We start from the raw sequence: 23,822 nt of genomic DNA, 5'->3' as shown, positions 1-23,822 counted from the left end.
CAAATTTAAGTACCAGGGCTTGTATTTTCTCAACTATTCGGAGCCTTGTCACTATACTTTTCTTCCAGTTGTTGTAAAGCTTCATTAATATTTTTCTCATTAAGCTCTTTTAATTCTCTTTTTAAACTTTTATATTCTTCTTCGATCCAATTGTGATATTCTCTATTTTTCTCTCTTAAATAATCATGGCTTTCACGGGACATTAATTTCTTTGTTTGGTATAAATACTGCAGTGTAAATCCAACCTGCTGGCCTTCATCCACTCTTTTTTTGTATTCTTTTGATTCATATACAAAAATGTCGAGCCCATTTTTGGTTTTATCATACTTTAGGCCGGCTTCCGTTTGCTTTTTCCAGTCTTTCCATTTAGCCGCAATTTCTTGTGCTTGATCCAACTCTTCTTGAAGAGATTCATAATCTTGAACATCCTGATAAGAACCTTCCGTTGCTTTTGCGACTTCTTTCAACTGCTTTTGTCCCGCATGGTCCACGTTAAAGCCAATAACGTTGACAATAGGTGTAATATCGGAGTCGTAAAGGCTTTTTGCTGCCGCAATGGGGTCGTCATCACAAGTAGACACACCATCACTGACCAAATAAACGATATTCGTATTATTTTCACCATTAAATTTATCCAAGTCTTTTTCAGCTTCATTCAATGCAAGCTGTATAGGTGTCCATCCAGCTGGTTGAGCTTGATTCAAGGAAGCTTGGAATTTGGCTTCGTCATACTTTTCAAGCGGATAAATAAGCTCACTGCTAGAACATGACATTTCTTTGTCAGAGTCGCTGCCTGTACCCTTGTGTCCATATATTCTGAGTCCGACATTCGCCTCAGCAGGAAGGCCTTCTACAAATCTTGTAATTGCTTTTTTTGCTGCCTCCATTTGGGTTTGGCCCCCAATGTCTTTTCTCATGCTGCCTGATGCATCCAGGATAACATGGACATTCATGTTTTCCTTGAATTGCATTCGCGGATCTTCGATATCAGGACTTCCGATCGCTTGAAATCTTAATTTGGCAAGCAATTCCTCTGGTCCGTTAAAATCATGCTGGAAAATCGACAGGAGCTTTCTGTAATACAGATCAAGTTCATCTTTCGTCGGTTCTCCGGATATGTCCTGAAGATCTTTTGTCAATTCGTCGATTTTCTTTTGATCTTCATCTTCCAGTATGGATAAATATGGGCCAGTGTAGCCTGGCGGCAATTCAGCCAATTCGGTTAATGTCTGTGGAAGGGGAGGTGCTTCAATATTTTCCGCATTTTCAATTGCTTTTTCCTGAGCAGCATCGGTTTGTGCGGCCTCTTCTTGTTCATTATTTGAAAGGGAAGCGGACTGGCTAAGTTGGGTTTTCTTCTCATCGACTTTTTTTTCCCCACATGAAGCCAATAGAAAAAGCAAGCAAGTACATATTAATATAAATTTATGATTCATTCTTTCCTCCTAATGAACTAATCAGTGTTTACTAGATGATATTTTAGCATTTTTCAAATTCCAGATGGCATTTATTGTCACAATTAAGCCAAAGGTCATGGGAGTAAAATTGCGAAAGAGCCCTAATCGTCATACTCCTCGGTACAAAGTCATTCTATCTTTCTGGTTTACGTTATCCAAGGTCTCCCATAATTTGAGTTAATTGACAAATAGTGTTTTTGTAAAAAAAATTTTGGAGTGAAAATATCTATAGATGATTTTGGTTCTGGGTATTTATCGTTTGGCTACTTACAAAAATATCCAATTAATATTCTGAAAATCAATAGGGCATTTATCACCGGTATATCAAGTAAGAAAGATTGTGCTGCACTTGTTAAGTGTATATTAACATTAGCGCAACACTTGCAGTCAGATGTAGCGGCTGAGGGAGTAGAAACAAAATCTGACCTTTATTAAAAACCCTCAAGGCTATTAGATTGGTTACCCGATAAGTGCTGAAAAATTTGAAAGAGAGTTTTTAGGACAAGAGCATCAAAGATAACTCGATAAGAAATATTATCCATATTAAAGGATATTAGTAAAAAGAGTAGAATTACATATAGCAAGTAAATAAAAACTTGGCAGGGGGTTGGTGACAGTGAGTAAAAAAATCTTGATTGTAACTGGAGATGCAGTAGAGGCCCTAGAGGTGTTTTATCCGTATTATCGCTGCCTGGAAGAAGGGTTCGAGGTTACGATAGCTTCACCATCGGTTAAAAAGCTGCAGACGGTAAGTCACGATTTTATCGAAGGAATGGAAACTTATGTAGAGAAGCCTGCATATGGCATTGATTCCCACGCTGCATTTGCCGATATTGACCCTTCTGAATATGATGGACTGATCATACCTGGTGGCCGTGCTCCCGAATACATCCGCCTTGATGAGTCAATGCCGGGATTCCTTCGCCACTTTTTTGAGGCGAATAAGCCGGTAGGTGCTATTTGCCATGCAGCACAGGTTTTGGCAATTGTACCTGACCTGATGGAGGGACGTGAATTTACAGCCTATACTGCCTGCAGGCCTGATGTAACGGGATGTGGCGCTACTTATATTGAAAAACCGCTACATACACAAGGAAACCTTGTATCCGGGCATGCATGGCCGGATCTGCCAGGGTTTATGCGCGAGTTTATTCAACTTTTAAAATGAAACAGAACTTATTAATCAATGGGCCTCATTCATCAGTTCGCTGAGTTTGGGGCTCTTTTTTTAATGATTTCTCGAGTTATCATTTAATTATTTTGTTTCAGGTGGTATGTGCTTTTTCTTAACCAACTCAAAGCTTTTCCAATCTATCCACTTTCTGATACAATTTCAGTAGGGAATTTTTTCTAAATCTTTTGATAGAATGGTATTGTTGGCGGGGTGGATGGATGGAACAGCGTAAGATAATGTGGACCTATGCTTTAGTCAGTATGATGATTACAATTTGCATCTCAGGATTTGGAAGGATGGCATACGGGATTCTTATGCCATTCATGAGAGATAGCCTTTCACTATCTTATCAGCAAGCAGGAATGCTGGGGACCTCAACTGCGATTGGATATCTTGTCATGGTTTTGCTTGTTGGAATTATGGCCTCCAAGTGGGGTTCAAAACCGCTCGTGGTGATTGGTCTGGTGCTTTTAGCCGGCGGCTGCCTAATTTTATTCACTGTTGAAAGTTTTGTTACATCGCTGGTAGGAATGGTCATTCTTGGGGTTGGAACCGCTTTTGGCTATACTCCCCTGGTAAACATCGTTGTCGGATGGTTTCCAAATAACAGGGGGTTGATGATTGGCCTTTTATTAAGTGGTATGGGTTTAGGCACCTTGATTGCAAGTCTTCTAACGCCGATTTTCAATGCTTGGTTTTACAGCGAGGGATGGCGGTATCTATGGCTCTTGTTTGGAATCGTTTCAATTATTACCACTTTAATTGCATTTAGGATTTTAAAAGATCCGCCTGTACCCCTGCGTAAAGGCGGAAAACGGAACGAATCCTTGTTTAGGGAAGTTTATTTTCAAAAAGGGGTTTTGCTTGTAGCCGTCATTTACGGCTTGGTCGGATTTGCTTATTTAATCCCGCAAAGTTTCTTTTTCAGCTACATTTTGGAAGAAGGTGTAGATGAAAATATAGCAGGAAATGTCATGGCGCTTGGTGGTTTGATGAGTATCATCAGTGGGCCGGTATGGGGAGCCATATCGGATAAAATCGGCAGAAAGTTCTCGTTGTGCATGACAATTTTTTTAGGGGCATTATCGATTTTGATGCCTGTTTTGTTGCCAGTTTTTACGGCGTTTTTACTAAGTCAGACACTTTGGGGCTTTACGTTCGTAGGCATGCTTTCGCTTATTCAGGCGCTTTCAACTGAACAGACCCATCAATCATATGCACCGATTGCACTGGGATATGTAACAATATTCTTTGCAGGAGGACAGATACTGGGGCCGGGTCTTGGTGGCCTGTTGACCGATAAGTTAGGCGGAATTTCCGCTGCACTTTGGTTGTGTGTCGGATTATTGGCAGCAGCACTTCTACTGTCTACCAGACTGAGTGCGTCAGCAGCCGAACAATACGAAGAAGCGGTACCTCAAGTCCCGTCTAGGTAAAAAACCTATAAAATTGCGAATAATAAAAAATGAAAAAATAAGAGATTATCAAATTTCCATTGATGATGATTTGATAATCTCTTATTGACTTAAAAGATCTTTTTTCTGTCACGTTCCTCTTTTAATATTTCCACAGCTTCGCGGAAACGTTGCGAATGAATTATTTCCCTTTCTCTTAAAAAGCGCAGCCCGTCATTAAGGTCGGGATCGTCACTCATATTTATTATCCACTGATAAGTAGCACGTGCTTTTTCTTCGGCGGCAATATCTTCATACAAGTCGGTGATTGGATCTCCTTTCGCCTGGATATAAGTGGCCGTAAATGGGACTCCGGCGGCATTATGATAAAACAGCGCTTTATCATGGTCTGCATAATGGGCACCCAAGCCGGCTTCCTTCATCTGTTCCGGCGTTGCATCCTTTGTTAGCTTGTAAACCATTGTCGCTATCATTTCAAGATGTGCGAGTTCTTCTGTCCCAATGTCCGTTAACAGACCAACCACAGAATCAGGAATTGAATATCGCTGATTTAAATAACGAAGAGCTGCGGCCAATTCTCCATCCGCACCTCCATATTGCTCAATCAGAAATTTTGCCAGCATCGGATTACATTGACTTACACGTACAGGATACTGCAGCTTTTTCTCATAAACCCACATGAAAGGGAGAACCTCCTTGGATTAAGGTTTTCGTGTTTCGTTTTTGTTTTTTCCAACTTCAACAGGCAGGATGCCTTACTCCCACCGACGATGAAATTGCTTGTGCAAGCGAAGCGGCAGGATGTCGGATCTTGGGCCTGCTTAAAGGCGGCCGCTCCCAGCAACCTTTGCTATCCACTACTTGAAAAAGATCGGCTTATTTTGCTAAACCTGCCATGGCCACGGCGCTTCTTTCCATTGCCATGGGTACTTTGAATAACTGTAACCAAAGCTTGTGAGTGGTCCAAATTCCTTTTCAAATTGTTTAACAAAAGCTTTTCTGTTTTTCACATACTCATTGTACTGACGGATCGCGTCCATATCACCGGGGTGAGTATCCAGGTATAGAGTCAGCTCGACAATGACAAAATCCATTACTTGAAGCTCTTCCAATTGCTTATAATATTCCGGAGGCATTTGCCTCATGTGTCATTACCCTCCTTTGCCCTTTCATATGGGCTGTAGTATGGATCATAAAAAACTTTCCACAGCGTTCCGTTTCTTAATGCTTCCCTTGGTGGAAATTGAGGGAGATTTGGCGGTTGGAAACCCAAATAAAGATGGGGTGGTGTGGAATATGATTTAACTGTAATTGGCGGACATGGATCAAAAGGGCTGATATAAGGATGGTATGTCTTATGATGTGTGGACATGGAAATCCTCCTTCTAAATGTCATCATTATTAATATATTGGTCTGGGTATTCGAACATTCCCCCCCTTAATCATTCTGTGATAAATATTGAGGCTGTTTTTTGGAGGCATGCATATGTTAAGATGAGGACCGTACAATATTCTGCCTATTGTTTCATCGGGCAGAAAGATGAAAATCAGGGTGATGATATGACAGGCGTATTATTTTTCGTCGCTGTCGCCGGAGCGGCGCTTTTTTATGTTATGGTCCGAGCGGCCTTTGAGAATACAGTCCAGACAGTAGTATTGGCTTTTGATGATTATCCCGATGGGGTAGATGATTTATCCATATTTTTCATTTCAGATATTCACCGCAGAAGTATCCATGAAAGTATCATCGAAAAAGTGAGAGGAAAAGCGGATGCCGTCATCATCGGTGGTGATTTAACAGAAAGAGGTGTCCCGTTTTCACGTGTCAAGGACAATTTGAGAAAGCTTGCCGATGTGGCGCCTGTCTATTTTATTTGGGGGAACAATGATTATGAGGTCGATTTAAACAAATTGGAATCTTTGTTTTTTGAGTTTAATGTAACCGTTTTGAAAAACAGTTCTGTTTATTTGGCAGGTTATGATAGGAATATCGTTTTGATCGGTACTGACTTTATAGATACGATTCAACCCTTAAGGCCTATCCTTCATTCAATCAAATCTCCGGCGTTTCGAATTGTCCTAAGTCATAACCCAGCAATTGTAAAAGGTGTGAGTCATGCCGACAAACTGTCCCTGATAATGAGCGGCCATACACATGGAGGCCAAATTCGGATATTCGGAATAGGGCCTTACGAAAAAGGGGGCGTTAAAAACTATCCTTGGACAACGCTGTTTGTAAGCAACGGATATGGAACTTCTTTGCTGCCTCTGCGACTTGGAGCCCCGGCGGAGGTGCACTTGATCACGCTTTGCAAAAGGAGATAACTGAATCGTCCATGAACCATCCGCCGACACTTTCATAGTATGAGGATAACAGTATTCCTCAGGGGGCGGGGCAAATGAAGCTGGAGAGAATATCATCAAATAAAATCAAGTATTCCATCACATTCGAAGAGTTGACAAAGAAGGGTTTTTTACAAGATGAATTGCTTAAGGACTCTTTCATTTGGGATGTTTTATTTGATGAAATGTTAGATGAAGCAAGCCGGATTTACGAACTCAATGACTTTGGGGCCGTCTCCATCGAGATCTTTTCTTTGACATCAAGGGAACTCGTTTTGATTTTGACAATGGAAGAGGAAGAATCCCTTCAAGAATCAACAGTAACAGAAGAACCTCTTAATACAGATAAGAATCAGGCTCTGTTATTTAAATTTGATGAGTTTGAGCATATTGTTTTATTGGCCAAAAGGTTGGATTCATTGAATAAGAAACTTGTGTGCAGTTCCTTGTATTCTTTAGAAGAAAGCTATTATCTAAAAATAGATGACGCAAGAGACCGCGAGGCAATAGAGAGTCTTTGTGGAGAATACGGCGAGCAGGCTGGTGTGACAGAAGCCTATGTTGAGGATTATGGAATTGAGATCATCAGGAAAGACGCAATCCCGTTAATCAATTTTCACTTTTAAAAACTTAACTTTTGCACGGTTAATTAAAATCTCCTATCATATAGAAAGGAGATTTTTTAATGTAAAGGCAAAGTAGTTTAGATATAAGTGACTAAAAGTACTTTGTTGTCCGTCTGCTACGGACAGAATGTCTGGTGTTGTGTTGTATTGCTCAGAAAGGAGAGTCGGTTTGGATGCAGCAAGAGGAGTGTATAATTGTCGGTGGAGGGCCGTGCGGGTTATCGGCGGCAATTGCGCTGAAACAAATAGGCAAAAACCCCCTCGTCATTGAAAAAGGAAATATAGTAAACGCCATATATCGCTATCCGACTCACCAAACTTTTTTTAGTACGAGTGAAAAGCTGGAAATAGGCGATGTCCCATTTTTGACGGTTAACCGGAAGCCCAAACGAAATGAAGCTCTTACTTATTACAGGGAAGTAGTCAGAAGAAAAGACTTGAGAATACATCGATTTGAAACTGTCCAATCGGTTAAAAAGAAAGATGGCTTTTTCAACGTGATAACTGATCGGAAAGCTTATAAAGCACGATATGTCATCATCGCTACAGGATATTATGACAATCCGAATATTTTGGGTGTCAAGGGAGAAAGCCTTAAAAAGGTCACCCATTACTTCAAGGAAGGACATCCTTATTTTGATACAGATGTAGCTGTCATTGGGGGCAAAAACTCGGCGATAGATGCGGCTCTTGAACTTCAAAAAGCCGGGGCCAGGGTAACAGTAATTTATCGGGGTGGAGAATATTCCTCTAGTATAAAACCTTGGGTGCTACCCGATTTCGAAGCATTGGCAAGGGATGGAGAAATTAATATGGTGTTTAACGCAGAAGTCCAGGAAATAACAGATACTAGTATCATATATGCAACAGGAGAGGTTAAAGAGGAAATTCCGAACGATTTTGTTTTTGCCATGACCGGCTATCATCCGGATCATTCGTTTATAAAGGCAATGGGTGTGCAATTGGACGATTTGAGTGGAAGGCCACAATTCAATCCAGAGACAATGGAAACAAACGTTAACGACTTATTTATTGCGGGAGTAATTGCCGCAGGAAATAACGCCAATGAGATTTTTATAGAAAATGGGCGTTTCCACGGCAGCCAAATTGCAGCAGCAATAGAAAAGAGAGAAGTAATTTATACAACATCCCGGCCACTAGGTTGATCGGGATGTTTTTTAAAAAAGGAATTACTTTGTGTCGAAAGTTTTATATAAAAAAAGTATTTCTACGTCCAGCGACGCACAGGATGTGCTGGTGCAGGCGAAGCGCCAGGTTGTCGCTAGTCCCGTCTGCCTCCAGTCCTAGCCCTTCGAGGTCACAAGCTTGCAAGGAAGCAAAACTGCTTCTGCAATATAGTTTTGTTCGAGGAAGTCTTGTGCAGCCTGTCGCAAAGCTGCATGGAGCATCTTCAAAGCAGCTTCTCAAGATGCTATCAAGTATGCTGCTTGGCTGAAGAACTGCCCTCTTCGGGAATCGTTTTGTGTGCCCACGCTTGCGCTTTCTTATGAAAAATATTTATCATTTAATACTAGTATGTCATCTGTTTGCGTTAATGCAGAGAGTAGCTTTAATCGGGCTTTCTGTCCGCTCAGTCCCCTGCAAAAAATGACTCCAAGTTCTTTCAACTGTTTTCCGCCACCTGGATAATTATATGTGTCCTGTATGATACCCTTCAAACATCTTGATACCAAAACCACAGGGATCTGATTGGTCAGCAGGGTTTCAATTCCCCTAACAGCGGATGGGGGAAGGTTTCCCTGTCCAAGTGCCTCGATAACAACTCCATCATATTTTAAGTCCTTTAATGCTTCCAGAATGGATGAATCCATGCCTGTATATGCCTTGACTAATGCAACACGCTTTGTAATTTCTTTTACTTTTATTTTCTTTTGCGGTAAACATCCATAATGGAAGGTGATTGATTTATTCGTTATCATCCCAACCGGTCCGGATACGATGCTTTGAAATCCTGCAGCGTTTGTCGTATGGATCTTTGTCACTTCTTTAGCAGTATGTATCTCATCATTGAATACAACCAACAAACCTTTTCCCTTAGACTCTTCATTGACTGCTGTGCGAATTGCCGCAATAAAATTATATAACCCGTCTGAGCCCGTTTCATTGCTGGAACGCATGGCACCTGTCATTACAACCGGTACATCGGTTTCCAACGTCAAATCAAGAAAAAATGCCGTTTCCTCCATTGTATCTGTCCCATGGGTAATCACGACTCCGTCAACTTTTTTGCTTTGACATTCTGACTCTATCAGGAGTTTCAGCTCAATCATATCGTGGACCGTAATGTGGGGGGATGGTTTTTGGAATGGCTCTCTTACAGTCAGTCGGGCAAGATTATTTAAATCTTTTGTTACCATTGTCATTGGATTCGTATCACCAATATCTACGGTTTCATTGTCCGTATCCGCTTCCATGGAAATGGTTCCGCCTGTATGGATGACAAGTATGTTTTTCATAGTCTCAACTCCAGCTTAATTTAGTGCCGATTTGCATGTTCAAACTTTCTTATCCATGATACGATGTAGGAAATGAAAAAGAAAGAGGGCTGTTTATGCTGGTGGTATTTACAGCTGGTGTTGCCCCGGGATTAGCTCTTTTAAGTTATTTTTACTTAAGAGATCAATTTGATCAAGAACCTATATTGACAGTGTTCAAAACATTTTTGATGGGTGCGATCATCACTTTCCCTATCATGTTTATCCAATATGTCATGTCTGCGGAACAGATATTTCAGGGAAATTTCCTTTCAGCTTTCCTATCAGCAGCGTTATTTGAGGAGTTCTTTAAATGGTTTGTACTTTTCTTAGCCATATACCAGCATGCTGAGTTTGATGAGCCTTTTGATGGAATTGTCTATGGGGCCAGTATTTCCCTTGGATTTGCAACAGTCGAGAACATATTATATCTTGCAGCCAATGGAATAAGCTTTGCACTTGGACGTGCCCTACTGCCTGTATCAAGCCACGCTTTGTTTGGAGTAATCATGGGCTATTATTTAGGAAAGGCCAAGTTTCAAACAAATAAATCACAAAAACGCTGGATCTTTTATTCTTTTTTTGCCCCTTTTATTTTACACGGATTATACGATTTTATCTTACTTTCCGAAAAAAATTGGTTATATTACATCCTTCCGTTCATGCTGTTTCTCTGGTGGCTCGGTCTGAGGAAAGTCAAACATGCCCATCTTCTTACAAAGAGATTGTATGGCAGAAAAATTCAAAATAAGAACGCGTCTATCTAGAAAAGATAGATGCGTTTTTTGTTTATTCATTTGAATAAAAAGGCTCTGAATCCAAATACTATCGGCATAAAAATGAATAAATATGGAGGGTTCAGCAGTATGAAGTTTGGCACGATAAGCAAAGTATTGATCGTAATATTATTTTGTGCCGTCGGAACAACAGCCTCTCCTGGAGTGGAAACTGGTGCCTTCACCAATCAGGTCATTCAAAAAGGGGCGGTCGGTGATGATGTGATTGAACTGCAGGCAAGGCTTCAATATCTCGGATATTACCATGGAAAGATTGATGGGGTTTTTGGCTGGGGCACATATTGGGCGTTAAGAAATTTCCAAGAAAAATTCGGGCTTCCGGTGGATGGTCTAGCCGGCGCAAGTACGAAAGCAAAATTGGTTAAGGCCTCCAAATATGATAAGCAATATGTAAAAGGGCAAGTGAATAAAGGAAAAGACTTTACGTATTATGGAGGTGCTGGAAAGAGTGCCAACAAAACAGCTAAGACTTCAAAGCCGTCAGCAGTTAATACGCCAGCAGGATTTTCGCAAAACGACATTCAATTAATGGCAAACGCTGTGCACGGTGAAGCGAGGGGGGAACCATACGAGGGACAGGTGGCAGTAGCGGCAGTTATTTTAAATCGGGTAAACAGTCCATCTTTTCCAAATACAGTATCCGGGGTGATCTTTGAACCGTTAGCGTTTACTGCTGTGGCTGATGGTCAAATATGGCTGACGCCCAATGAAACTTCAAAGCGCGCGGTTTTGGATGCAATAAATGGCTGGGATCCTTCAAGCAATGCTCTTTACTATTTCAATCCGGACACTGCAACAAGTGCATGGATTTGGTCAAGGCCGCAAATCAAAAAAATCGGTAAACATATATTTTGCAGTTGACGGAGGTGAACAAGGTTGATCAGAAACATACTTGTAGTATTATTGGCGGTCGCAGCAATAGGAGCAGGTGCATGGGGTTACCAGGAGCACCAGGAAAAAAACACAATTTTAATCAATGCAGAAAATAATTACCAGCGGGCATTTCATGATCTTAGCTATCAAATGGATTTACTGAATGAAAAACTTGGCGGGACCATAGCGATGAACTCTAGCAAATCCTTATCTCCTGCATTAGCTGATGTATGGAGGATTACATCCGAGGCCCGGAGTCAAGTCGGGCAGCTGCCTTTGACACTGTTGCCTTTTAATAAAACGGAGGAGTTTTTGTCGAATATCGGTACATTCAGCTATAGGACAGCCATCCGGAACTTGGACGAGGAGCCTCTGTCAAAAGAAGAACAAAAGACATTGAAAAACTTATACAAGCAGAGCGGGGAAATTCGGAATGAACTTAGAAAGGTCCAACATTTAGCATTAAAAAATAATCTGCGGTGGATGGACGTTGACCTTGCGTTAGCATCAGGAAAGGAAACGGCGGATAATACGATTATTGACGGTTTTAAAACTGTAGAAAAGCAGGCGACAGGTTATGATGAAAAAAACCTGCAAAATCCGTCAATCGTAAGCTTTCAAAAACGTGATGAAAATTATGAACGTTTAAAAGGGGAAAAAGTCTCAAAGAAAGATGCTATCTCTTTGGCGCAAAAATACAGCGGTATTAAACAGCCGGAAATAGTCGAGGTCACCGAAAGCAGGAAGGGGTCCTCCTACGGTTTTTACAATGTCGTGCTCGTCAATGGCAAAGGACATGAGGCTACCATGGATATTACAAAAAAAGGCGGATATCCGATCTGGTTCATCGATTCAAGAGAAGTGAAGCAGCAGCAAATCAGCTTAAATGAGGCGATGAACAAGGCAGATGAGTTCCTTAAACGGCACGATTATAAACAGTTGGAAATGGCTGAAAGCATGCAATATGATTCCGTCGGGCTATTTACCTATGTTACCACCCAGAATGGGGTCAGAATTTATCCGGAATCAATCAAAGTGAAAGTTGCACTAGATAATGGGCAAATCGTCGGATTTGCGGCGGATGATTATTTGAAGAGCAGTAATAAGAGAAATCTTCCTGAACCGAAAATCACTTTGGAAGAAGCTAAAGCAAACTTAAACCCTCATTTAAAGGTGATGGAAGACAGAAAGGCCGTCATTGTCAATGATTTGGGCAATGAGGTGCTTTGTTACGAAATACTGGGTACAATGGACCATGGTGATACGTATCGAATTTATATCAACGCTGAAAGTGGATTTGAGGAAAAGGTTGATAAATTGAAAAATGCAGAACCTGTTTATGAAGATTTGTTATAAAAAAAAGCGGCCCGAACGGCTGCTTTTTTTAGTGGAAAACGCTCTCGTATCATGTATAATATAATCATTGGAATGAACAGGAAGTGTATACATATGCTGACAATCGGAATGGATCTAACTATTGAAACTGACCGTAATGGAATGGTGAAAAAATATAAAAGTAAAGTTGCTGACATCCAGCAGGATAAGCTTTACATTTATTATCCTCTCAGCGTCACCGATAATAAACCTGCGTTTTTGCCATCTGGGTCCAAAGTCATTATTAGCTTTATTAGCGGGGATTCAAATGTGTTTTTATTTGAGTCAAAAGTCCTCGGTATGCAAAAGAGTGCGGTTACTTTGGTTGAACTTTATTTACCTGAGGAGAAGTATTTTAATAGGGTTCAACGGCGTGAGCATGTCCGGGTTATCGCTGGTGTAAATGTGGTCTTGGATTTTCCGAACTCGGGGCAAAAATTTAAATCCGTGACCAGCGATATCAGCGCTGGAGGGTGTGCCGTCATTGTCCCGCCGGATGTTAAGGTACAGCCTGCTGAATCCGGAACGATAGAACTTTCAATCTTGATGGAGTCCGGCGAACAATTTCAGTTAACTTTTACTTGTGAGGTAATTCGAATATTCACAAAGAATAAATTGGACTTAATGTCGCTTAAATACATTGAACCTACACCAAGCGAACAACAGCTTCTTACTCGTTTTTGTTTTGAAAGGCAGCTTTCCGATAGAAAGAAAGGTTTATATATTTAAAATTCGGTATATCCCGCTTTGGTTTTTCACATACTGAGAACAAAAGCGTAGGCGCCTGTTTATCGACGTACAGACTGACCTGAAATGCGGAAACGCCTTGGTCAGCCCCGACAAGCACAAGACGATTCCCGAGGAGGCAGTAGTTCAGCCACCACAGGGAAGCGGCTTACTTTAATGCCACCATGTGAAGCTTCCCCGAGTCTGCCTCGTACAGCTTTGCGACGAGCTGAACAGTTACTTCCTCGAATAAGCTTTGGCGCAGGAGCACCTTCTTCCCGAATTTGCTTCTTTGCAGGCTTGTGACCTCGAGGGGCTAGGCGTTGCAGCTAGACAATAGTGCCTTCAACGAGATAAAGGAAACACGGCGAAGCCAAAGGCAAGCCGATGTTAACTTATCGTAAGAAGAGGCGCGAAGTCTGCTAGTCGATAGGCGCTGTAGCTAGACGGTAGAAAAAGTGAGGGATCGAGTATGTTTGAGAGAATCCTTTATAAACTCATTTTTTTCCATTTGCTTACACTTATAGTTGTTCAAGGGTTTTTATCACCTACACCCCTTATTAAAAGTTTGAATAAAATTTATTTATATGAAGGTGTGGGCGCAGATATCGATGAAAAAAAGCTGGATGTGTTTGAACATCAATGAAGGCATGTTACCTGTCTTCATTTTTGTTTTTTTTAGTAGGTATCTGTCCGTAAAAGAGGTGAGAGTACAGGAGAACCGGCTCAATGTGGCGTCCTGAGCCGGTGGAACCGAAGGATGAGGGGCCTGCACCTAAGCATTTTTGAGCTCTCGAGCCTACGTAAAGTTTGGGAACTGCATGTTTCATTCAGATTGATGTTTTGAAGTTAGTAGATTCCACATGGCCGAAGAATCCCTCATTGGAAATCGTCTTGTTTGCCCGTAAGAGGGGTATGCGCTTTTTTTGAGCAATCAATGCCATAGTCTGTTTCCAATTATGGTAAAATAAGTGCAGGTATATAAACAGACAAGCAGGTGAATAGTTTGACAAAGAAAATAAGCATAGCCATTGATGGCCCGGCAGCATCCGGGAAGAGTACTGTGGCAAAAATAGTCGCTGAAAAATTATCATACATATATATTGACACTGGCGCCATGTACAGGGCTGTCACCTATAAGGCATTGATGAAGAAGGCGGATATTCATGATCAAGATGAGTTGATACGTCTGCTCAAAGAGACTGATATTGAATTAAAGCAAAAAAATGGAGGGCAAGCAGTCTTCCTTGATGGAAAAGATGTCTCAAAGGAGATTCGTGATACTGAAGTGACCAATTCCGTCTCAATTGTTGCAGCGCATGGATTGATTCGTGAAGAATTAGTTTACAGGCAGCAAAAATTGGGTGAAAAGGGCGGAGTAGTAATGGATGGCAGGGATATAGGTACAAAAGTGCTGCCGGATTCCGAACTGAAAATTTTCATGTTAGCGAGTGTCGATATCCGTGCCGAGCGCCGTCACAAGGAAAACTTGGAAAAAGGATATCCTTCAGACTTTGCCAAGCTGAGAGAAGAGATTATGCTGAGGGATAAAAATGATACGGAGCGTGAAATATCTCCCCTTAAGAAAGCGGATGACGCAATTGAGATAGATACATCCTCACTCTCCATAGAAGATGTGGTTGCACGTGTTGTCGCGTTGGCAAGGGAAAGGATCGAACAGTAGTGGAATTTTATTATTTTGCAAGGGCAGTCGTGAAAGGCATTTTAAGGCCATTATATAGAATCGAAGTAATAGGTAGAGAAAACTTTCCGAAATCGGGAGGGGTCCTTTTATGTACGAATCACATTTCCAACCTTGACCCTCCTGTGGTCGGGATCACTTGTAAACGCCCCGTTTCTTTTATGGCAAAAGAAGAATTATTCCGTGCTCCAATCCTTAAGCAAATTTTGCCGAATGTCAAAGCTTTTCCTGTTAAGAGGGGGATGAGCGACAGGGGAGCTTTAAGGGCCGGGTTGGCTTTGTTGAAAAAAGGGGAAGTTCTGGGACTGTTTCCGGAAGGTACTCGCAGTAAGACAGGCAAGATCGGCAAGGGATTAGCCGGAGCGGGATTTTTTGCATTACGGTCCGAAGCGAGCATCATCCCGTGTGCAATTATTGGGCCTTACAAGCTTTTTGGGAAATTGAAAGTTGTTTACGGCAAACCGATTGATTTTGCTCCACTTAAAAAGGAAAAAATCTCAGTGGAAGAAGCTACCGATATCATAATGGATGAAATAAAAAAATTAATTGAAGCCAACCAGGATTGACATGTATTGCTTGACAAAGAACCTTATTTATAAGAAGTTAATATCAAGATGAATTTACAAAAATGTGAGGGTTTTTTCATTTCCTTCCATATGAGCAGGAGTGAAATGAATTCTTGCACGATTTTATTAGTCGGATAGGAGGAGTAAATAGTGTCAGAGGATATGAATAATATTGAAGTGGAAACATTCACCGAAGGTGACAAGGTAAAGGGAACTGTTACTAAAATTGAAGAAAAGCAAGTGCTTGTTGATATTGAAAATAGCAAGCTGCATGGAATAATCCCAATTAGTGAACTTTCAAGTCTCCATGTGGAAAAAGCATCTGATGTAGTTTCCGAAGGGGATGTTCTTGATTTGATTGTTACAAAAGTGGAAGAAGATCTTCTCGTTCTTTCTAAACGCAAGGTCGATGCTGAAAACGCTTGGGAGACATTAGAAAAGCGCTTCGAAAATAATGAAGTATTTGATGCAGAAGTAAACGAAGTGGTCAAGGGCGGCCTCGTGGTTGACTTGGGTGTGCGTGGATTCGTCCCTGCGTCATTGGTAGAGGACTACTATGTTGAGGATTTCAGCGGCTATCAGGGTAAGACACTTTCTTTTAAAATTGTTGAGCTCGACAAAGAGAAAAATCGTCTGATTCTCTCACATCGTGCAGTAGTTGAGGAAGAGAAGGAGCAGGAGAAAAAAGACCTGCTTGCGAAATTAGAAGTGGGACAAACAATGAAGGGTACTGTTCAAAGACTAACCGATTTCGGTGCTTTCGTTGACATCGGGGGAGTCGATGGATTGGTGCACATTTCCCAGCTTGCCCACCACCATGTCGAAAAGCCTTCTGATGTAGTAAGTGAAGGTGATCAGGTGGAAGTGAAAGTTCTTTCTGTCGACAAAGATAATGAAAGAATTTCCTTATCCATCAAAGAAACTCTTCCCGGACCATGGACAAATATTGCAGAAAAAGCTCCCAGAGGTACAGTTCTTGAAGGGACTGTAAAAAGACTTGTTTCATTCGGTGCTTTTGTTGAAGTCTTCCCTGGAGTAGAAGGGCTTGTTCATATATCGCAAATCTCTCATAGACATATCGGCACTCCTCACGAGGTCCTTCAGGAAGGCCAGATTGTCAAGGTGAAAGTGCTTGATACGAATGAGCAGGAACAACGTATGTCTTTAAGCATGAAAGAGCTTGAAGAAGATAATATCCAGCAGGAATACGAAGCTCCTGAAGAAACAAAAGGTTTCCAGTTGAGCGATATGATTGGCGACAAGCTAAAAGATTTTAATAAAGAGTAAAATGCCGCGGCCTTCCGTTTCTGACGGAAGGTTGTTTTCTTATTGCAAACAATGCATGACTTTTGGGATTTTCGAAGTGACTAAACCGTCAAGCGCCACCGACGCAGGGTGGGGACGAATGTTCATAATTAATATGCTTTTGTGGAAAAGCAAGCAAAAGGATATAGGTGCATTATTTATCGGTCTGAAAATACATACATGAATAATATTCAGAACCTAATAACGAGATGATTGAAACGGAAAGTGTTCTACCGGAGTTGATATCGATAGCATAGTTTAACAAGCTCTTATGATTAAACCTTCATTTTCTTTCCCATAATGGGGAAATGGGGTGATGAATCATGCCGGGTTTGTTATTTTTATTTGTGGCCTGGGGAATTTGGATAATAGCGACATTTATCCTTGATAAACGGGATCCTATTCGTATCTATGCCGCTTTATTGTCTTTATTATTAATCATTCTGCAGCCAATATCGTTCACCTTTTATTCTCTTAATGTGAGCGCTTCATCTTTCCTTCTAATATTTTCGGCTTATTTATCTATTTATCGAGGGTCGTTTTTTAAAAAGATTTATTTGTTTTTTTCTGTTATGATCATAATGCTTGGATATGCTGGTTTTTTTCTCCTTGAGCTGTATGACCCGGTTTGGGTCATACTTGATCGCAAAATACTGTTGTCAGGCGGGCTTTTCATTATTAGCTGGGCTTTGTATCCATCTTCACTTTTGTATCGCTATTCGGCTGTAGTAATAGGATCACTGCAAGGGGAAGTGTTCTTATCAATTTTCTTGTCAAAATGGAAAATGCCCTATACGATAGGTTCCGCTGATTATCTGGATGTCTTCGCCTTGACGGTTTCAGCGATTTGCCTTACCCATGCAGCCGAAAGACTATTTTTTGCGTTAAAAAAGGCTCTCGAGGGAAAATTAAAAGAAAAAAAGCAAGTTGTTCATTAATATTGACTTTTTTATTCGTAGTGGCGGATGCAATTCCCCTGTGTTACGATAAAAAAGGGTTATATTGGCAGCATCCATTACCTTTAATACAGATTAAAATCAGCAATTATTATAGATTGAAGTGAGTGATGAAAATGGCATTACCGACTGTTGCGATTGTCGGCAGACCGAACGTAGGAAAATCAACTATTTTCAATAGGATTGTCGGAGAAAGAGTTTCTATAGTGGAAGATGAACCAGGTGTGACAAGAGACCGTATATACGGAACAGGAGAATGGCTGACAAATCAGTTTCATGTAATAGATACAGGCGGGATCGATATTGGTGACGCCCCTTTCTTGGATGAGATCCGTCAACAGGCGGAGATTGCCATTGAGGAAGCGGATGTCATCATCTTTATTGTAAACGGCCGTGAAGGCGTAACATCCGCTGATGAGGAAGTGGCAAAAATTTTATTCCGGTCAAAAAAACCTGTTGTTTTAGCCGTAAATAAAGTGGACAATCCAGAGATGAGAGCGGATATTTATGAATTTTATTCGCTCGGCTTTGGTGATCCGTTTCCTATTTCCGGCTCACATGGTTTGGGCCTAGGGGATATGCTCGATGAAGCTGTCAGGCAGTTTCCTGAAAACAAAGGGGAGCTGTATGAGGACGACGTAGTGAAATTTTGCCTGATTGGAAGACCCAACGTAGGGAAATCGTCATTAGTTAATGCCCTGCTTGGGGAAGATAGGGTCATTGTCAGTTCCGTTGCAGGGACGACCCGGGATGCTATCGATTCGGCTTATCGATATAATGGCCAGGATTATGTCATCATCGATACAGCGGGGATGAGGAAAAAAGGGAAAGTTTACGAGAAGACGGAAAAATACAGTGTGCTAAGAGCACTTAAGGCTATAGAGCGTTCGGACGTAGTCCTGGTCGTTCTTGATGGGGAGGAAGGTATCCGGGAACAGGACAAGAGAATTGCTGGATATGCACACGATGCAGGAAGAGCCATCATCGTGGTCGTCAACAAGTGGGACGCAGTGGAGAAAGATGACAAGACAATGAAAAAGTTCGAACAGGACATTCGGGACCAGTTTCAATTTCTCGATTATGCTCCGATTGTTTTCTTGTCTGCAAAAACACGACAACGTTTAGGGACATTGCTCCCGGCCATCCAAACGGTCAGTGAAAACCATTCGATGCGGGTCCAATCCAGCATACTCAATGAAGTGATTCTGGATGCCGTTTCTATGAATCCTGCTCCATCTGACAAAGGCCGGAAGCTGAAAGTTTATTATGCAACCCAGGTGGCAGTGAAGCCTCCTGCATTCGTGGTCTTCGTCAATGAGCCCGAACTCATGCATTTTTCATATGAAAGATTTCTGCAAAATACCATCAGGCAGGCTTTCACCTTTGAAGGTACCCCATTAAAAATCATTGCACGTAAGAGAAAATAATATGAAACGGGTGAAAAATGTGGCAGAACATAAAGAGAAAATTGCCGTCATTGGTGCAGGAAGCTGGGGAACAGCATTAGCTTTAGTTTTGGCGGATAACGGGCATCAAGTCAATTTGTGGATGCGTACCGAAGAACAAAAAAATGAAATAAATGAGCGCAGGACAAACCATAAATATTTGCCTGGGATCTCTCTTCCGGAAAATATTAGCGCCTTTACATCACTAAAAGAGGCACTCGAAGGAACGGACACGGAAATCATTGCTGTTCCAACCAAGGCGATCAGGGAGACTATGAAAAAAATCTCCGGCATTATAAACAATCCCACAACGTTTGTCCATGTAAGTAAAGGGATTGAGCCGGATTCGCTAAAAAGAATTTCAGAAATGATTGAAGAAGAGGTGCCCGCAGAGCTATTGAAAGCAGTAGTAGTTCTTTCAGGTCCAAGCCATGCTGAAGAAGTGAGTCTGCGTCATCCAACAACTGTAACTGTTTCTTCGAAAAATATGGAGGAAGCTGAAAAAGTTCAGGATCTGTTCATGAATCAGCATTTTCGAGTTTACACTAATCCCGATCTGCTTGGAGTGGAAATTGGTGGAGCGTTAAAAAATATTATCGCCCTTGCAGCGGGGATTTCGGACGGACTTGGCTATGGAGACAATGCAAAAGCGGCACTAATAACAAGGGGATTAGCGGAAATCTCAAGGCTCGGCACGAAAATGGGAGCGAACCCATTGACGTTTTCCGGTCTTGCTGGAATCGGTGATCTTATTGTTACATGCACGAGTGTTCATTCCCGAAATTGGAAGGCCGGCAATATGCTTGGTAAAGGTCATAACCTCGATGAGGTATTGGAAAGTATGGGGATGGTTGTTGAAGGAGTGCGAACAGCAAAAGCTGCCCACCAACTAGCAAAGAAATACGATACAAATTTGCCGATTACCGAAGCATTGTATAATGTATTATTTAACAGCGTTGAGGCGAAAGCCGCAGTCGATCAATTGATGCAGCGGTTGAAGAAGAATGAGATGGAAGACTTGGTCGACATTTTGAGTGAACAAATGGAACAAAAATAAAGCCAAAAGCGGAAGCCGCCAGCTTTGGGGAGACAAGTGATGACTGCTTTAAATGGCCACAACCTAAAAAGCTGACGCTTTTCCTTTGTGCTATATAAAGCTGCCATTATTTGTCCTATGGCGTCGGCGGCACTAGGGCGTACCGTCGAACCCCTGCCGGCTGCAGTTAGACTGGAATGACTCTGATGAAAAAAGGATCAGGAAGCGTGAGAGTCCCTGCTTTTTGACTACAAGCATTGGCGAAGGTCTTGTCGATAGTACTCGGCAGGCTCGGGCAGTGACAACCTGTCGCATCGCCTGCACTAGTACATCCTGTCTGGCGGATCCACCCAGTTTACTTCTGAGCATCATAAGTTTGCTCCTTAGCAAAGCCTCGTGCTGCTTTGCGAATAGGTAACACTGTTGAAGTACATTAGCTGCGAAGTCTGCCTCAGTCGATAGGCGCTAGGGCACACGTCGAATCAAGTGAAAAGTCAGTTAGTCAATATTAACGAAATTTAAATTTTGAAACATTCAATTAGGCATATGATGATGCGTTAATTGTAAAAAAACATATGTTGTTAGAGAGAACATTCGCATAACCGGGGGGACAGGGTATTGATTGTCTCCGTCTTTTTTTGAAGCAATATTATTGCTTCATTTTTTTATGACTAGCTATCAGCATGAATATGCTATAATTATTTCGATGTTTACGTTGATGGAGGGAAGAAAATGTCTGTATCAATGCAGAAAATGTGGATTTCCATTGTTGCAATGGGGCTGTTAGCACTTGCAATGCTGACTATTTACATAAGTCGTTTCAAATTGAACAAAGGTTTTCTGAAAGTCATTACTGCCCTGGCTGCCTGGGCATTGATGATTGTTGGCGGACTCCTCATGCTCTTTGTCGTTTTGACAGGACCGACGGGGTAATTTACTGCTGCCATATTTGACAGATAAGGAGTGAATCACTTAATGAGAAGGTGGCTGGCAGGGTTATATTTTATGGCTGCCGCAATGCTTTTGGGCGGTTGCTTATATCCGCAGGATCGGAAGGTTGAAAACAACATACCTTATGAGGAACAAATCGCCAGCGTTCAGCAGGCGGTTGAAAGATTTCAAGAGGCAAACGGGGGGGTGCTCCCGATAAAAACAAAAGAGGCAGATACCCCCATTTATCAAAAATATCCTATCGATTTTAAGAGACTGGCACCACAATATATGGAATCGCCGCCAGGTAATGCCTACGAAAGCGGTGGGATTTTTCAATATGTATTAATCGATGTTGAAACAAATCCGACAGTAAAAGTTTTTGATTTAAGGCTGGCCGAGAAGATAAATGAGTTCCACAGGCGGATGCGAGCCAAAGAATATCCTCCGTTCAAAGAAAAGATTGCCGATAATGTATATTCCCTAGATCAAAAAGAATTGGGATATAAAGAAGAGCAATACATTATTTCACCTTATACAAATAATAATTTATCTTTTGTTATCAACGGAAAAGGTGAAGTTTATGTGGATTATATTACAGATCTCTATCAAGCTCTGAAAGATGAAAAGGAAGATTTTTCACCCGGGGATGATATTCGGGAAATACTTTATAAAGATTCACCTGTCGTTCCTGCCTATTCAATGCCTTATACTGTCGATGAAAACAATGAACCTGTTTATATGGGGAAATAGACATAATCCTTCTTCTGCAAAATATACTGTGGAAGAAGGATTTTTATTTTTGAAGTTATATTGGATTAGGACAACATCATACAAATATATTGACTTGCAGATATACGGGCATGGGATATGTTGTCCCTTGAACTTAAAGTTAGGAGGGAATCTCTTGGAAAAGGTGGATATTTTTAAAGATATCGCAGAAAGAACGGGCGGGGACATATATTTGGGGGTAGTGGGAGCCGTCCGGACCGGAAAATCCACATTCATTAAAAAGTTTATGGAACTTGCTGTCTTGCCCAATATTAAAAGTGAAGCTGACAGAGCTCGGGCACAGGATGAACTGCCACAAAGTGCAGCTGGAAAAACAATCATGACTACTGAACCGAAATTTGTTCCGAATCAAGCGGTGGCTGTTCAGGTGGATAACGGGCTTGAAGTAAATGTTCGCCTGGTTGACTGCGTCGGTTATACTGTACCGGGAGCCAAAGGATATGAGGATGAAAATGGCCCGAGGATGATCCACACACCATGGTATGAAGAGCCGATATCTTTTCATGAAGCGGCCGAAATAGGTACGCGGAAAGTGATTCAGGAGCATTCAGTTCTCGGAGTTGTCATTACGACGGACGGCTCCATCGGAGAAATCCCCCGACATGACTACGTCGAGGCGGAGGAAAGAGTCATTGCGGAACTTGAAGAAGTAGGGAAGCCCTTTATCATGGTTTTGAACTCGTCAAGGCCGCATCATCCTGAAACTGAAGCATTGCGGGAGCAACTGTCCGATAAGTATGATATCCCTGTATTAACCATGTCCGTGGAGAATATGAGGGAGCAGGATGTCCTTAACGTATTGAGAGAGGCTCTTTATGAGTTCCCAGTACTTGAAGTGAATGTAAACTTACCGAGCTGGGTAATGGTATTAAAGGAAAATCATTGGCTCCGCAATGACTACCAGGAAGCTGTAAAAGAGACTGTCAAAGATATAAAAAGGCTCAGAGACGTCGATCGGGTTGTCCAAAACTTCAATGAATTTGAATATATTGAAACTGCAGGGCTGGCCGGAGTGGATATGGGCCAAGGAGTTGCAGAGATAGACTTATTTGCCCCGGATGAACTTTATGATCAAGTATTAACAGAAATTGTTGGAACAGAGGTGAAAGGAAAAGACCACTTGCTTGAGATGATGCAGGAGTTTTCCGACGCCAAAAGGGAATATGATCAAATATCTGATGCACTTGTCATGGTGAAGCAGACGGGATATGGAATTGCTGCTCCTTCACTGGAGGATATGAGTCTGGATGAACCGGAAATCATCAGGCAGGGAGCTCGGTTCGGGGTCAGGCTGAAAGCCGTTGCCCCTTCTATACACATGATCAAAGTAGATGTCGAATCGGAATTTGCCCCTATTATCGGTACCGAGAAACAAAGTGAGGAGCTTGTAAGATATCTGATGCAGGACTTTGAAGACGACCCGCTGTCGATTTGGAATTCTGATATATTTGGAAGAAGCTTAAGTTCCCTGGTACGGGAAGGAATTCAGGCAAAACTGGCTATGATGCCTGAAAATGCAAGATACAAATTGAAAGAAACATTGGAACGGATCATCAATGAAGGATCTGGAGGCTTGATCGCCATAATTTTATAAATGGGGATGCCTCAATGATCTATCATTTTTAACAGAATATTGGCTGGGAAGAAGCCGAAAAAATGCGAAAAAGACGCCGAAATTAAAGTAATTCGGTGTCTTTTCGATTATTACGCTGTTTATTCTTGCTATCATTATTTGATTATGATAATCTTTTAAGCAGAAATGCTCCTTGAACGTTGATTCAAAAGCATTTCTCATGATTTCTAGCACGAA

At 41.6% G+C, this 23,822-nt stretch carries 25 protein-coding genes; 20 read left to right on the top strand and 5 right to left on the bottom strand.

Annotated elements, in window-relative coordinates; genetic code table 11:
• Window positions 1–29: 29 nt before the first annotated feature.
• On the bottom strand, window positions 30–1,436 hold the full coding sequence (locus D4T97_RS12455) for a VWA domain-containing protein (protein ID WP_126051075.1): 1,407 nt from the start codon (window positions 1,434–1,436) through the stop codon (window positions 30–32).
• Window positions 1,437–1,673: 237 nt separating this feature from the next.
• Between D4T97_RS12455 and D4T97_RS21105 the strand changes: the two genes are divergently transcribed.
• The 3 genes from D4T97_RS21105 (at window position 1,674) to D4T97_RS12440 (ending at window position 4,067) form a co-directional block, all read left to right on the top strand.
• Window positions 1,674–1,892: an EAL domain-containing protein gene (locus tag D4T97_RS21105; protein WP_126051074.1), complete on the top strand. Its 219-nt coding sequence runs from the start codon at window positions 1,674–1,676 to the stop codon at window positions 1,890–1,892.
• A 181-nt stretch (window positions 1,893–2,073) separates the two neighbouring features.
• Entirely contained in the window at window positions 2,074–2,625 is a 552-nt protein-coding gene (locus D4T97_RS12445) for a DJ-1/PfpI family protein (protein WP_126051073.1), read from the top strand.
• Window positions 2,626–2,849: 224 nt separating this feature from the next.
• Window positions 2,850–4,067, top strand: coding sequence for an MFS transporter (locus D4T97_RS12440; RefSeq protein WP_126051072.1), 1,218 nt, complete (start codon window positions 2,850–2,852; stop codon window positions 4,065–4,067).
• An 89-nt stretch (window positions 4,068–4,156) separates the two neighbouring features.
• Here the strand turns inward: D4T97_RS12440 and D4T97_RS12435 are convergent, their stop codons facing one another.
• The 3 genes from D4T97_RS12435 to D4T97_RS12425 all read right to left on the bottom strand — a co-directional run bounded on the left by D4T97_RS12435 (window position 4,157) and on the right by D4T97_RS12425 (window position 5,418).
• Entirely contained in the window at window positions 4,157–4,726 is a 570-nt protein-coding gene (locus D4T97_RS12435) for a manganese catalase family protein (protein WP_126051071.1), read from the bottom strand.
• Window positions 4,727–4,930: 204 nt separating this feature from the next.
• Window positions 4,931–5,191 carry a spore coat protein CotJB gene (locus tag D4T97_RS12430; RefSeq protein WP_126051070.1) on the bottom strand — a complete coding sequence of 87 codons (261 nt, stop codon included), beginning with the start codon at window positions 5,189–5,191 and terminating at the stop codon, window positions 4,931–4,933.
• A complete protein-coding gene (locus D4T97_RS12425) occupies window positions 5,188–5,418 on the bottom strand; it encodes a spore coat associated protein CotJA (protein ID WP_126051069.1) in 231 nt (76 codons plus the stop codon). Before D4T97_RS12425 ends, D4T97_RS12430 begins: the two co-directional genes overlap by 4 nt.
• A gap of 242 nt (window positions 5,419–5,660) precedes the next feature.
• Here D4T97_RS12425 and D4T97_RS12420 point away from each other — a divergent pair, with 242 nt between their 5' ends.
• The 3 genes from D4T97_RS12420 to D4T97_RS12410 all read left to right on the top strand — a co-directional run bounded on the left by D4T97_RS12420 (window position 5,661) and on the right by D4T97_RS12410 (window position 8,181).
• Window positions 5,661–6,371, top strand: a complete 711-nt coding sequence (locus D4T97_RS12420) for a metallophosphoesterase (RefSeq protein ID WP_126051308.1) — start codon at window positions 5,661–5,663, stop codon at window positions 6,369–6,371.
• A 74-nt stretch (window positions 6,372–6,445) separates the two neighbouring features.
• A complete protein-coding gene (locus tag D4T97_RS12415; protein ID WP_126051068.1) occupies window positions 6,446–7,015 on the top strand; it encodes an adaptor protein MecA in 570 nt (189 codons plus the stop codon).
• A 173-nt stretch (window positions 7,016–7,188) separates the two neighbouring features.
• Complete coding sequence (locus D4T97_RS12410; protein ID WP_126051067.1) at window positions 7,189–8,181, top strand: YpdA family putative bacillithiol disulfide reductase; 993 nt, start codon at window positions 7,189–7,191, stop codon at window positions 8,179–8,181.
• A gap of 339 nt (window positions 8,182–8,520) precedes the next feature.
• Here the strand turns inward: D4T97_RS12410 and D4T97_RS12405 are convergent, their stop codons facing one another.
• The gene (locus tag D4T97_RS12405; RefSeq protein WP_126051066.1) at window positions 8,521–9,492 is read right to left on the bottom strand and encodes an asparaginase; all 972 of its coding nucleotides are present in this window, start codon (window positions 9,490–9,492) and stop codon (window positions 8,521–8,523) included.
• A gap of 95 nt (window positions 9,493–9,587) precedes the next feature.
• On the opposite strand from D4T97_RS12405, the gene prsW reads away from it, so the two are divergent.
• From prsW to spoIVA, 14 genes are all read left to right on the top strand, one after another.
• A complete protein-coding gene (gene prsW / locus D4T97_RS12400) occupies window positions 9,588–10,277 on the top strand; it encodes a glutamic-type intramembrane protease PrsW (protein WP_126051065.1) in 690 nt (229 codons plus the stop codon).
• A gap of 99 nt (window positions 10,278–10,376) precedes the next feature.
• A complete protein-coding gene (gene sleB, locus D4T97_RS12395; RefSeq protein ID WP_126051307.1) occupies window positions 10,377–11,168 on the top strand; it encodes a spore cortex-lytic enzyme in 792 nt (263 codons plus the stop codon).
• A 15-nt stretch (window positions 11,169–11,183) separates the two neighbouring features.
• Window positions 11,184–12,536: a germination protein YpeB gene (ypeB, locus tag D4T97_RS12390; RefSeq protein WP_126051064.1), complete on the top strand. Its 1,353-nt coding sequence runs from the start codon at window positions 11,184–11,186 to the stop codon at window positions 12,534–12,536.
• 93 nt (window positions 12,537–12,629) lie between these two features.
• Window positions 12,630–13,283, top strand: coding sequence for a flagellar brake protein (locus D4T97_RS12385; RefSeq protein WP_164525566.1), 654 nt, complete (start codon window positions 12,630–12,632; stop codon window positions 13,281–13,283).
• A gap of 469 nt (window positions 13,284–13,752) precedes the next feature.
• Window positions 13,753–13,926 carry a DUF5359 family protein gene (locus tag D4T97_RS20535; RefSeq protein WP_164525565.1) on the top strand — a complete coding sequence of 58 codons (174 nt, stop codon included), beginning with the start codon at window positions 13,753–13,755 and terminating at the stop codon, window positions 13,924–13,926.
• Between the two features lie 360 nt (window positions 13,927–14,286).
• On the top strand, window positions 14,287–14,964 hold the full coding sequence (cmk, locus tag D4T97_RS12380) for a (d)CMP kinase (RefSeq protein WP_126051062.1): 678 nt from the start codon (window positions 14,287–14,289) through the stop codon (window positions 14,962–14,964).
• Window positions 14,964–15,548: a lysophospholipid acyltransferase family protein gene (locus tag D4T97_RS12375; protein WP_126051061.1), complete on the top strand. Its 585-nt coding sequence runs from the start codon at window positions 14,964–14,966 to the stop codon at window positions 15,546–15,548. The genes cmk and D4T97_RS12375 overlap by 1 nt, the downstream gene beginning before the upstream one ends.
• Window positions 15,549–15,698: 150 nt before the next feature.
• On the top strand, window positions 15,699–16,835 hold the full coding sequence (gene rpsA, locus D4T97_RS12370; RefSeq protein WP_126051060.1) for a 30S ribosomal protein S1: 1,137 nt from the start codon (window positions 15,699–15,701) through the stop codon (window positions 16,833–16,835).
• A 341-nt stretch (window positions 16,836–17,176) separates the two neighbouring features.
• Window positions 17,177–17,791 carry a YphA family membrane protein gene (locus D4T97_RS12365; protein WP_126051059.1) on the top strand — a complete coding sequence of 205 codons (615 nt, stop codon included), beginning with the start codon at window positions 17,177–17,179 and terminating at the stop codon, window positions 17,789–17,791.
• A 134-nt stretch (window positions 17,792–17,925) separates the two neighbouring features.
• Window positions 17,926–19,236, top strand: a complete 1,311-nt coding sequence (der, locus tag D4T97_RS12360) for a ribosome biogenesis GTPase Der (protein WP_126051306.1) — start codon at window positions 17,926–17,928, stop codon at window positions 19,234–19,236.
• Between the two features lies 1 nt (window position 19,237).
• The gene (locus D4T97_RS12355; protein WP_126051058.1) at window positions 19,238–20,311 is read left to right on the top strand and encodes an NAD(P)H-dependent glycerol-3-phosphate dehydrogenase; all 1,074 of its coding nucleotides are present in this window, start codon (window positions 19,238–19,240) and stop codon (window positions 20,309–20,311) included.
• A 711-nt stretch (window positions 20,312–21,022) separates the two neighbouring features.
• Window positions 21,023–21,223, top strand: a complete 201-nt coding sequence (locus tag D4T97_RS12350; protein ID WP_126051057.1) for a DUF2768 domain-containing protein — start codon at window positions 21,023–21,025, stop codon at window positions 21,221–21,223.
• A gap of 42 nt (window positions 21,224–21,265) precedes the next feature.
• Window positions 21,266–21,973: a hypothetical protein gene (locus D4T97_RS12345; protein ID WP_126051056.1), complete on the top strand. Its 708-nt coding sequence runs from the start codon at window positions 21,266–21,268 to the stop codon at window positions 21,971–21,973.
• Between the two features lie 154 nt (window positions 21,974–22,127).
• Entirely contained in the window at window positions 22,128–23,606 is a 1,479-nt protein-coding gene (gene spoIVA, locus D4T97_RS12340; RefSeq protein ID WP_126051055.1) for a stage IV sporulation protein A, read from the top strand.
• The last annotated feature ends 216 nt before the right edge of the window (window positions 23,607–23,822 follow it).

Origin of the sequence: Siminovitchia acidinfaciens (assembly GCF_003605385.1) — a bacterium.
In the GTDB taxonomy this organism is placed as follows: domain Bacteria; phylum Bacillota; class Bacilli; order Bacillales; family Bacillaceae_C; genus Siminovitchia; species Siminovitchia acidinfaciens.
The sequence above is the reverse complement of the archived record's forward strand: the minus strand, read 5'-3'. Positions and strand labels throughout refer to the sequence as shown.